The sequence below is a fragment of the Phascolarctobacterium succinatutens CAG:287 genome, assembly GCF_000434895.1.
Taxonomy (GTDB): Bacteria; Bacillota; Negativicutes; order Acidaminococcales; family Acidaminococcaceae; genus Phascolarctobacterium_A; species Phascolarctobacterium_A succinatutens_A.
This window is the reverse complement of sequence record NZ_FR892766.1, coordinates 1-9,799: the sequence shown is the minus strand read 5'-3', so window position 1 is coordinate 9,799 and position 9,799 is coordinate 1. Positions and strand designations below refer to the sequence as shown.

The 9,799-nt window shown below is 46.7% G+C and carries 10 protein-coding genes and 1 tRNA gene; all 11 read left to right on the top strand.

The window, feature by feature from the left end:
- Nucleotides 1-142: 142 nt before the first annotated feature.
- The gene (locus BN587_RS02350; protein ID WP_021719543.1) at nucleotides 143-949 is read left to right on the top strand and encodes a DUF3100 domain-containing protein; all 807 of its coding nucleotides are present in this window, start codon (nucleotides 143-145) and stop codon (nucleotides 947-949) included.
- Nucleotides 949-1,395: a hypothetical protein gene (locus BN587_RS02345; RefSeq protein WP_021719542.1), complete on the top strand. Its 447-nt coding sequence runs from the start codon at nucleotides 949-951 to the stop codon at nucleotides 1,393-1,395. Before BN587_RS02350 ends, BN587_RS02345 begins: the two co-directional genes overlap by 1 nt.
- A 135-nt stretch (nucleotides 1,396-1,530) precedes the next feature.
- Nucleotides 1,531-1,977, top strand: coding sequence for a hypothetical protein (locus BN587_RS02340; protein ID WP_021719541.1), 447 nt, complete (start codon nucleotides 1,531-1,533; stop codon nucleotides 1,975-1,977).
- A 3-nt stretch (nucleotides 1,978-1,980) separates the two neighbouring features.
- Nucleotides 1,981-2,268 carry a hypothetical protein gene (locus BN587_RS02335; protein ID WP_021719540.1) on the top strand — a complete coding sequence of 96 codons (288 nt, stop codon included), beginning with the start codon at nucleotides 1,981-1,983 and terminating at the stop codon, nucleotides 2,266-2,268.
- Nucleotides 2,269-2,371: 103 nt separating this feature from the next.
- Nucleotides 2,372-2,446, top strand: a tRNA-Gly gene (locus BN587_RS02330).
- A gap of 177 nt (nucleotides 2,447-2,623) precedes the next feature.
- Nucleotides 2,624-3,907 carry a trigger factor gene (gene tig, locus BN587_RS02325; protein ID WP_021719539.1) on the top strand — a complete coding sequence of 428 codons (1,284 nt, stop codon included), beginning with the start codon at nucleotides 2,624-2,626 and terminating at the stop codon, nucleotides 3,905-3,907.
- Nucleotides 3,908-3,943: 36 nt separating this feature from the next.
- Entirely contained in the window at nucleotides 3,944-4,537 is a 594-nt protein-coding gene (clpP, locus tag BN587_RS02320; RefSeq protein WP_009144839.1) for an ATP-dependent Clp endopeptidase proteolytic subunit ClpP, read from the top strand.
- Between the two features lie 25 nt (nucleotides 4,538-4,562).
- The gene (gene clpX, locus BN587_RS02315; protein WP_021719538.1) at nucleotides 4,563-5,810 is read left to right on the top strand and encodes an ATP-dependent Clp protease ATP-binding subunit ClpX; all 1,248 of its coding nucleotides are present in this window, start codon (nucleotides 4,563-4,565) and stop codon (nucleotides 5,808-5,810) included.
- A gap of 125 nt (nucleotides 5,811-5,935) precedes the next feature.
- A complete protein-coding gene (lon, locus tag BN587_RS02310; RefSeq protein WP_021719537.1) occupies nucleotides 5,936-8,269 on the top strand; it encodes an endopeptidase La in 2,334 nt (777 codons plus the stop codon).
- Nucleotides 8,262-8,912 carry a ribosome biogenesis GTP-binding protein YihA/YsxC gene (yihA, locus tag BN587_RS02305; RefSeq protein ID WP_021719536.1) on the top strand — a complete coding sequence of 217 codons (651 nt, stop codon included), beginning with the start codon at nucleotides 8,262-8,264 and terminating at the stop codon, nucleotides 8,910-8,912. The genes lon and yihA overlap by 8 nt, the downstream gene beginning before the upstream one ends.
- A gap of 5 nt (nucleotides 8,913-8,917) precedes the next feature.
- On the top strand, nucleotides 8,918-9,799 hold an 882-nt coding region (locus BN587_RS02300; RefSeq protein ID WP_049897143.1), incomplete at its 3' end, for an AbrB family transcriptional regulator.

Genomic DNA, 9,799 nt, shown 5'->3' with positions numbered 1-9,799 from the left:
TCTACGCCTGTGGAGAGAGTGTAAGTCGCCATAACTCTTCGGAGTTAGTGGTGCTGTTCTCGCTGAAGCAGCAAGCTTCCGCCTCTATAGGCGGAGGTACGTTCACTAGGTAAAATAGAAATAATTTGTGGGAGGGAATGTAATGAAGAACATTAAATTACATGCCATAATTCTGGCGCTGATCATTGTTTCCGAGCTGATCGGCACTCATACCCTGAAGTTCGGTATCGGTCGTATCGTATTGTTGCCGATGCTGTACGCTCTGCTTTTGGGTATTTTGACAACACCTAAATTTTTGAACTTGTCCGGCAGAAAGGAAATGCTGGATGCCAGCAGTCTTGTCGGCGTAACGCTGATGCTTTTGATGGCACGCTATGGTACGCTGGTAGGTCCTACCCTGCCGAAGATTTTGGCTGCTTCTCCGGCGCTGATTCTGCAGGAGTTCGGTAACCTCGGTACGGTGCTTTTGGGCGTACCTGTTGCTGTTTACCTGGGCCTGAAGCGTGAAACCATCGGTGCTGCGCATTCTATCGCACGTGAGCCGAACGTAGCGCTTATCGGCGAAAAGTTTGGCCTGGACAGCAGTGAAGGCCGCGGCGTTATGGGCGTTTATATTGCCGGTACTGTTTTCGGTACTATTTTCTTCGGCCTGATGGCCAGCGTTGCTGCTTCTGTACTGCCGATTCATCCGTATGCACTGGCTATGGCCTCCGGCGTAGGCTCTGCCAGCATGATGACGGCTGCAGTTGGCTCTTTGGCTGCTATGTATCCTAATATGGCTGACCAGCTGGCAGCCTTTGGCGCAGCAAGTAATATGCTTTCCGGTCTTGACGGTCTGTATATGTCCGTATGGCTGGGCCTGCCTATGACCGAATGGCTGTACAAGAAATGTTACAAAATGAAATATGGCGTACTGCCTGAAGCTGATAAGAAAGGAGAGGAAGCATAATGAAAATTAAAGATACAATTATCATTTTGGCTATTGTAACCTTCATGAGCTTGTTCTCCAATGTATTGGGAACTAAGGCAAATATTATAGAGTCTATCCCCGGCCTGCTTATTTTAGCAGTGATTGCTTTTGTTGGTATGCTGATGTCCAAATATATCCCCGGCGGTATTCCTGCGGCAGCATGGGTTGTAACCTTGGGCTGTATTCTGACTATCCCCGGCGTTCCGGGCAGTGATATTGTCAATGGTTATGTGAAAAATGTTGGCTTTGTGGCTCTGTGTACGCCTATTCTGGCTTATGCCGGTGTATCCATAGGCAAGGATCTTGACGACTTTGCTAAGACCGGCTGGCGCATTGTTATTCTGGCAATCGTTGTTTTTGTAGGCACCTATATTGCCAGTGCGATTATCGCTCAGTGCATTTTGAAGGCTTTGGGACAAATTTAAAAGAATTGCTTTTGAACCGGCATCTGCTTGATGCCGGTTTTTTTAAGCTTGCAACTTATTGTATACATGCTTTTTTGTTGAAATAATCTGCAAGTTAGAGTAAAATATGACTATAAACCATGAGGAGGTATCACTATGTCTGAAATCTTAGCGGAAGCAACCTTTCCGAGTGTAATCCATAATAATGAAGTTTGCGAAGAAATCGTTAAATGGGGCAATAAAAATGGTTTCCCCCTGCAAAAAGCAAAATTATATAATAAAATGGATGGTTATGTAGGCTTTTCTCCTGATAATTATTTCATTAAAGCAACCCGTCTGCCGCCTGTTCCCGGTGGCTGGAAGGTCGTTGTAGAAAAATACGAGGCTGAAAGCCGCATTATTCCGTTAAATGTTAAGCCCGGCACCAATGAAGTTAACCGTTTCATCCTGAAAATGATGGATGAATATGTTAAGGAAGGCCTGAAAATGGAGCTGAGTGACGAGGTTTATGAATCCTATGGTACTTATCTGCGCGATTTAAAGGTTACCGGTCACACTGTATTGATCAACACCTTTGAAGACTTTATTGAAAACATGCGTTAAGCTATGGCCGGTGTTTTGGAAAAACAGCTGGCGCGGGCGCTGGATATGCGCCTTGCGGTTTTTACATCCAAGGCAGCAAGCGGCAGCCTGCTGCAGGATGAAATGTCTTTGCGCGCCGCTGCCTATATGGCCAGCGAGATCATTATGCCCTGCTGCTGCATGATGTGCAATAAGGCTAAGCTGGAAGCATTGCTGTCACAGACGAAGCTTTGCGCGGAGAACAAAGAATTGACGCAGCGTCTGGCGGCGCTTGTCTATGATGATTTGGCGCGTTGTAATGGGTTAGGATAGGGCCAAGAAAAAAAGGTGAAAAAAATCTCAACTTTTTTCAAAAAAGGTGTTGACAAAAGCCGCTTGATGCCTTATACTTATATTCGTTGCTGATGCACATGACGCGGAAATAGCTCAGTGGTAGAGCACCTCCTTGCCAAGGAGGGGGTCGCGAGTTCGAATCTCGTTTTCCGCTCCAATTAAAAATTTACCCGGCAGATTGAGTCTGTCGGGTTTTTTGGTATTGTCAAGAAGCGAGCATTGTGATATGATATTATGAGCGATTTGTGTCAGCACATTTTCGCTAAGGAAGGCTGACAGTTTAATCCGATTATATTATTTTTTACCCACATAAATTTAAGGGAGGATTTTATTAATGAACGTTACTGTTGAAAGAGTAGAAAACGAGGCAACTTTAAAAATTACCGCTCCGGCTGCTGAGGTAAATGCAGGCTATAAAAAGGCTGTTAAAAAAATTGCTGACCAGGTAAATATCCCGGGCTTCCGTAAAGGCAAAGCTCCGCGTGCTATCATCGAAATGCACTATGGCAAAGAAGCTGTAAAACAAGAAGCTTTTGAAATCGTTGCTAACAAAGCATACAGCGAAGCTCTCGACCAGGAAAAACTGATCCCTGTATCCGATCCTAAAGTTGAAGAATCCGTATTCGAAGAAGGCAAGGATATGGAACTGACCATTAAAGTAACCCTGAAACCGGAACCGGAACTGGGCGAATACAAAGGTCTGCATGTAGACAAAAAAGAAGTTGAAATCACTGACGAGCAGGTTGACGCTCAAATTAAAGATATGATGGGCCGCGATGCTAAAATGGTAGTTGCTGAAGAAGGCGCTGTAATTGAAAAAGGCGACTTCGCTATCATCGACTTTGCTGGTACTGTTGACGGCGAACCGTTCAGCGGCGGCGAAGGCAAAGGCTATCCTCTGGAAGTTGGCTCCAACTCCTTCATCCCTGGCTTCGAAGATCAACTGGTTGGCCTGTCCAAGGGCGATTCCACTGACGTAGAAGTAACCTTCCCGGAAGATTACTTTGTTAAAGACCTGGCTGGCAAAGAAGCTGTCTTCAAAGTAAACATCCAGGACGTAAAACGCAAAGAGCTGCCGGAACTGAACGACGAATATGTTGCTTCCAAGACCGACTTCAAAACTGTAGAAGAGCTGCGTGCTAACTACAAAGAGCGTATGCAAAAAGCTGCTGAAGCTAACGCTAAAGCTGAATACGAGCATGAACTGATTGACCTGGCTGTAGCTAACGCTAAATTCAGCGTTCCGGAAATCATGATCGAAGACAAAATCAGCCAAATGGTTGAAGAAATGAAAATGAGCCTGGAAAGCCGTAAAATGAGCCTGGATATGTACATGCAATACACCGGCCTGGACATGGCTAAAATCCGTGAAAACCAACGCCCGGTTGCTGAAGAAAACGTTAAGACCGATCTGGTTCTGGACGCTATCGCTAAAGCTGAAGACATTCAGGTTGATATGGCTGACGTTGATGCAGAAATCGCTGCTATTTCCGCACAACACGGCGCTGCTCCTGAAGAAGTTAAGAAAATCATCAAAGGCAACGGCACCATGGGCCTGCTGCTGGCTAACATCCTGCGCCGTAAAGCTGCACACGTTGTTATCGACAGCGCAAAATAATTTGGGGTTATACTTACAGTAAGGGAGTGTGACAAAATGAATTATGTGCCTATCGTTGTTGAACAATCTAGTCGTGGAGAACGTTCCTATGATATTTATTCACGTCTTTTGAAGGATAGGATTGTTTTCGTTACCGGTCCGATTGATGACAATATGGCAAATGTTGTCATTGCTCAGTTATTGTTCCTGGAGTCCGAGGATCCGGACAAAGACATCCATCTGTATATTAACAGTCCTGGCGGCAGCGTAAGCGCCGGCATGGCTATTTATGATACGATGCAGTATATTAAGCCTGACGTTTCTACTATCTGCATGGGCATGGCTGCCAGCATGGCATCTGTGCTCCTGGCAGCAGGCGCGCCGGGTAAGCGTTTTGCATTGCCATATTCCCGCGTTATGATTCACCAGCCCTTGGGTGGCGCACAGGGCCAGGCAACGGAGATTGAAATCCATGCCCGTGAAATCCTGCGTATCCGTGAAGAAATGAACCAGGTACTGGCAAAGCATACCGGTCAGACAGTGGAAAAAATTGCTGCTGATACTGAGCGCGATCATTATCTGACAAGTAAAGAAGCTAAGGAATATGGCCTGATTGACGAGGTTGTTTCCCGTAGTAAATCTGCAGAGTAAGATATACTATAAGGAGATTTAAAATATGAGTTTTAATGAAGGACATGATGGAAACCCATGCTGTTCCTTTTGCGGCAAGCGTGAAGGTCAGGTTAAAAGACTGATTTCCGGTCGCGGTGTTTACATCTGCGATGAGTGTGTCGATTTCTGCAAATCAATGCTTGAAGAGGAAAAAGAAAGCGATGCTGCTGAACAGTTGGTTAATGCTGATCTGCCGAAGCCTCAGGAAATCAAGGCAATCTTAGATGAGTATGTTATTGGCCAGGATGAGGCTAAAAAGACCTTGTCTGTGGCTGTATATAATCATTACAAAAGAATCAATTACGAAATCCAAAATCCGGAGTCTAAACGTGACCTGGAGCTGCAGAAGTCCAATATTCTGATGCTCGGTCCTACCGGCAGCGGTAAAACACTGCTTGCTCAGACTTTGGCAAAGATTTTGCAGGTTCCCTTTGCTATTGCTGATGCTACTACCTTAACGGAAGCAGGCTATGTAGGCGAGGATGTTGAAAACATTCTGCTCAAGCTGATCAGTAATGCAGATTATGATATTGAAGCTGCTCAGCGTGGTATTATCTATATCGACGAAATCGATAAGATTGCCCGCAAATCTGAAAACGTTTCTATTACCCGTGATGTTTCCGGTGAAGGTGTGCAGCAGGCTCTGCTGAAAATCCTTGAGGGTACTGTTGCCAGCGTTCCGCCTAAGGGAGGACGTAAGCATCCGCATCAGGAGTTTATCAATATTGATACAACAAATATCCTGTTTATCTGCGGTGGTGCTTTTGCAGGACTGGAGCATATCATCAATGCCCGTGTCGGCAAGAAAAACCTGGGCTTTGGTGCTGATATCCGCCGTAAGGAAGAGGTTGATAACGAGGCTGTATTTGCCAAGGTATTGCCCGAGGATATCATGAAGTTCGGTATTATTCCGGAATTTGCAGGACGTATGCCGGTAGTAGTAACGCTCAATCCGTTGGACGAAGCTGCTTTGGTGCAGATACTGACTGAGCCGCGTAATGCTTTAGTTAAGCAATACCAGCGTTTCCTGGAAATGGATGGCGTAGATTTGGAGTTTGAGCCTGGTGCTTTGACTGCTATTGCTGAGGAAGCATTGAAACGTAATGCCGGAGCGCGTGGTCTGAGATCGATTATCGAATCTACCATGCGTAACGTAATGTATGATGTTCCTTCCCGTGATGATGTAACAAAGTGCATTGTTACTGAAGCTACTATACGCCAGCATTGCGAACCGCAAATGATTACAAAATAACAAAATATCTAAGGGGGAAGGATTATTATACCTTCTCCCTTATTTTATCGCTATGACAGGTATACGCTTAATGGTGTACTGTCAATAAATTTCTCTCTTGTTTTGGGAGCTTAAGGAGGGATTATATGGCTAATTTGATAATTACAAAGCCCCTGTTGGCTTTGAGGGGCATCTTGATTTTTCCTGGCATGATTGCCAATATTGATGTCGGCAGAGAAAAATCTATGGCTGCTATTGACGCAGCTGAACTGACAGATAAACAGATTATCCTGGTCGGACAAAAACAGGCTGAGCAGGAAGATGTTACTGCTGCTGATTTATATGAATGGGGCGTTTTGGCAACCATCAAGCAAAAGCTGCAGCTGCCGAACGGCGCTGTACGTTTGCTGGTAGAAGGCTTAGAGCGCGTACATGTGTTGCGTGCGGCAGAGGTTCATGAGAATGAGCAGGATTTCTTTGTCGGTGAGGTAGAAGTAGTTCCTGCTGATGATGCGGTCGATGCTGAAGCGGAAGGACTGCGTCGCTTGCTGTTGGACGCCTTTGAGCAATGGGTTCTGCTTACGAAAAAGGTTAATCCTGATACAGTGCAGTCCTTAAAGTCGCGTGCTGATGTAAGCAAGGTTCCTGATATTATTGTCGGTTATCTGACGCTGTCTTTGACCGAAAAGGAAGAGCTGTTGGAAATGGCACCGCTGAAGCTGCGTCTGCGTAAATTATACGAGATTCTGGTGCGTGAGCAGGAAATTGCCGATGTAGCCAAAAATATTTCCGAACAGGTACACCAGCAGGTGGAGCAGAATCAGAAGGAATATTATCTGCGTGAACAGATTAAGGCTATCAGCAAGGAGCTTGGCGAAAACGAAGACGTACAGGCAGAAATCGCTGAGTATAAGGAGCAGATGTCCAAGCTGAAGATGCCGCAAAACGTGGCGGAGAAAATCAACAAGGAGCTGGGACGTCTGGCAAAAATGCCGCCGATGACACCGGAGGGAGCGGTAATCCGCACCTATATTGATTCTTTGCTTGCGTTGCCTTGGGGCAAATTCACCAAGGATAATTTTGATATAGATAAGGCGCAGGATGTTCTTGATAAGGATCACTACGGCCTGAAGAAGGTTAAGGAGCGTATTCTGGAATATCTGGCGGTACGTGCGTTGTCCAAGAGTACACGTGGACCGATTCTGTGTCTGGTAGGACCTCCGGGTGTTGGTAAAACAAGCTTGGCGAGCAGCATTGCCAAGGCGATTAAGCGTAAATTTACCCGTATTTCTTTGGGTGGTGTGCGTGATGAAGCTGAAATCCGCGGTCATCGTCGTACCTATATCGGTTCTATGCCTGGACGTATTATTCATGGTATGCAGACCTGTGGCTGCATGAATCCGGTTTTCCTGTTGGACGAGATTGATAAAATGGCTTCTGATTTTCGTGGCGATCCGGCTTCTGCTCTCTTAGAGGTGCTTGATCCGGAGCAGAACAACAGCTTTAGTGACCACTTTATTGAATTCCCGTTTGATTTATCACATGTATTCTGGATTGTAACAGCAAATGCTGTTGATACTATTCCGCCGGCTCTTTTGGACCGTTTGGAAATTATTCAGCTGAGCAGCTATACTGACGAAGAAAAGGTTAAGATAGCTCAGCTGCACCTGCTGCCGAAGGAGCTGAAGCTCAATGGTCTGGAAAAATATAAGGTGAGCGTTAGCGAGAAGGCCATCCGACGTGTAATTCACGATTACACCAGGGAAGCAGGCGTGCGTAATCTGGAACGCAAGCTGGCAGGTATCTGCCGCAAGGTTGCCTTCAAGATTGTCAAGGGCAAAGGTAAGGGTGCTCAGGTAACAGAAAAGAATCTGGAAAAATATCTGGGACCTGTTATTTATCTTGATGATGATATCAGTCTGAAATCCAGTGTTGGCGTTGCTAATGGTCTGGCGTGGACCAGCGTCGGCGGCGAGCTGCTGAAGGTAGAGGTGCTGGCGTTTAAGGGCAAGGGCAATCTGACGCTTACCGGTCAGCTGGGCGATGTAATGAAGGAGTCGGCTCAGGCTGGCTACACTTATATTCGCAGTCGCGCTGAAGCCTTGGGGATTCCTGCCAACTTTGGAGAAACGATGGATATTCATATCCACCTGCCGGAGGGCGCTGTACCTAAGGACGGACCTTCTGCCGGTGTAACTATGGTTACTGCCATGGTATCGGCGCTGACAGGTAAAAAGGTTAAAGGCAAGCTGGCGATGACCGGCGAAATTTCCCTGTCCGGCAAGGTATGGCCTGTTGGCGGCATCAAGGAAAAAATGCTGGCAGCTTACCGCTATGGCGTAAAGACAGTACTGCTGCCGAAGCGCAATATGCAGGATCTGGACGAGCTGCCGGAAAATATTCGTAAGGAAATGCAGTTTATACCTGTCGAGCATCTTGATGATGTTTTGAAGCTGGCATTGGAGGATAAAAATGAGTAAAGATAATTGGGATATTATCCGTGCTAAATATGTGGCCTCTGCAGTACGTGCAGACCAATATCCACAGCCTGCTCTTATTGAGGCTGCCTTTATCGGCCGCAGTAATGTCGGTAAATCGTCGCTTATCAATTCACTCTGCCGCCGCAACGGCCTGGCACGCGTAAGCTCTACTCCGGGCAAAACGCAGACCATCAACTTTTACGAGCTGGAGGCTAAGCGCGTAGTTGAGGGTGAGGATGAAAGGGCCTCCTTTTATCTGGTAGATTTACCTGGTTATGGCTTTGCTAAAACAAACCATAATAATAAGGACCAATGGTCCGGGTTTATCAGCAAATATTTATCCGGCAGCGAAAACCTGGGTGTTGTCTGCCAGCTGATTGATATCCGTCATAAGCCTATGGACAGCGATATGGAATGCTTCAACTGGCTGCGCAGCTGTGGCCTGAAGGTGCAGGTTGTGCTGACTAAGTCCGACAAGCTTTCGAAAAATGCTGCTATGTCCCAAAAGGCACTCTTTAAGCGCGAAATTGGGCTGAAGGAGCATGAGATTATTACCTATTCATCTTCGCAGCATACTATGCGCGGCGAGCTGATTGAACGCATTATGAATGCTTTATCCGCTAACGGCGTAGAGCAGGAGTAAAAATTATGTTGTTAAACCGCTTGTTGCTTTTTATTATGGCGCTTTGCCTGGGCAGCCTGCTGGTGCGGATGCATATACCGATTCCATTTTTGCTGGGCGGCCTGTTGACTGCTTTGCTTTGCAAAACATTGACGCATCGCAGCAATCTGAGCTGGCCTAAGCAATGGCGCGAATATGCTTTAATGGTTGCTGGTTATGGTATTGGCTCTACCTTTACCTCTGACACCTGGAATAACTTTTTGGCTGAGCTTGTCGGTGTAGCAGAAGCAACGATAGTTATTTTGGCTGCAAGTATGGTATTGGCTGTTATTACGGCAAAGCTGGCGCGGGAAAACCTCAAAAGCTGCGTCATGGGTATGCTTCCCGGCGGTATGACGCTGACGATGCTCCTCTGCGAAGAGGACAAAGAGGTCAACCCCAACGTTGTCATGGTGATGCAAGTGTTGCGCCTGCTGGGCGTAGTTATTACTGTGCCGTTTCTTGTTATCTGGCTTTTGCATGCGCATGTGACGGGCAGCAGCGTAGCATTGCCGAACCATGGCGGTATGCATTGGCTTGTTGTTGTGCCATTGTCTATATTGGGCAGCTTTATAGCAACGAAAATACATATGCCGACACCCAGGCTTTTGGGACCGATTTTGGCAACGGCTGCATTTTCCGTCTTTGACGGCGGTGTGCAGCCTGTGCCTTTTTGGCTCATGGCGGCGGCGCAGGCCAGCATCGGTCTGTTTATGGGTATGCAGCTTGATGCGGACCGCATCGTAAAAACCGAAAAAATGGTGCCCTATATTCTTATCGGTACGGCGATACTCATTGTTGTGAGCATCGGTATGGCTAATGTGCTTGCCACACGCTACGGTTTTTCGCTGGTAACGGCATTCCTGGCG

Bases quoted from the DNA above. Each gene is read 5' to 3' on its own strand.
- lon (WP_021719537.1), top strand. From the start codon at position 5,936: ATGGCTAATTTGATAATTACAAAGCCCCTGTTGGCTTTGAGGGGCATC.
- clpP (WP_009144839.1), top strand. From the start codon at position 3,944: ATGAATTATGTGCCTATCGTTGTTGAACAATCTAGTCGTGGAGAACGT.
- BN587_RS02345 (WP_021719542.1), top strand. From the start codon at position 949: ATGAAAATTAAAGATACAATTATCATTTTGGCTATTGTAACCTTCATG.
- BN587_RS02335 (WP_021719540.1), top strand. From the start codon at position 1,981: ATGGCCGGTGTTTTGGAAAAACAGCTGGCGCGGGCGCTGGATATGCGC.
- tig (WP_021719539.1), top strand. From the start codon at position 2,624: ATGAACGTTACTGTTGAAAGAGTAGAAAACGAGGCAACTTTAAAAATT.
- clpX (WP_021719538.1), top strand. From the start codon at position 4,563: ATGAGTTTTAATGAAGGACATGATGGAAACCCATGCTGTTCCTTTTGC.
- BN587_RS02340 (WP_021719541.1), top strand. From the start codon at position 1,531: ATGTCTGAAATCTTAGCGGAAGCAACCTTTCCGAGTGTAATCCATAAT.
- BN587_RS02350 (WP_021719543.1), top strand. From the start codon at position 143: ATGAAGAACATTAAATTACATGCCATAATTCTGGCGCTGATCATTGTT.
- yihA (WP_021719536.1), top strand. From the start codon at position 8,262: ATGAGTAAAGATAATTGGGATATTATCCGTGCTAAATATGTGGCCTCT.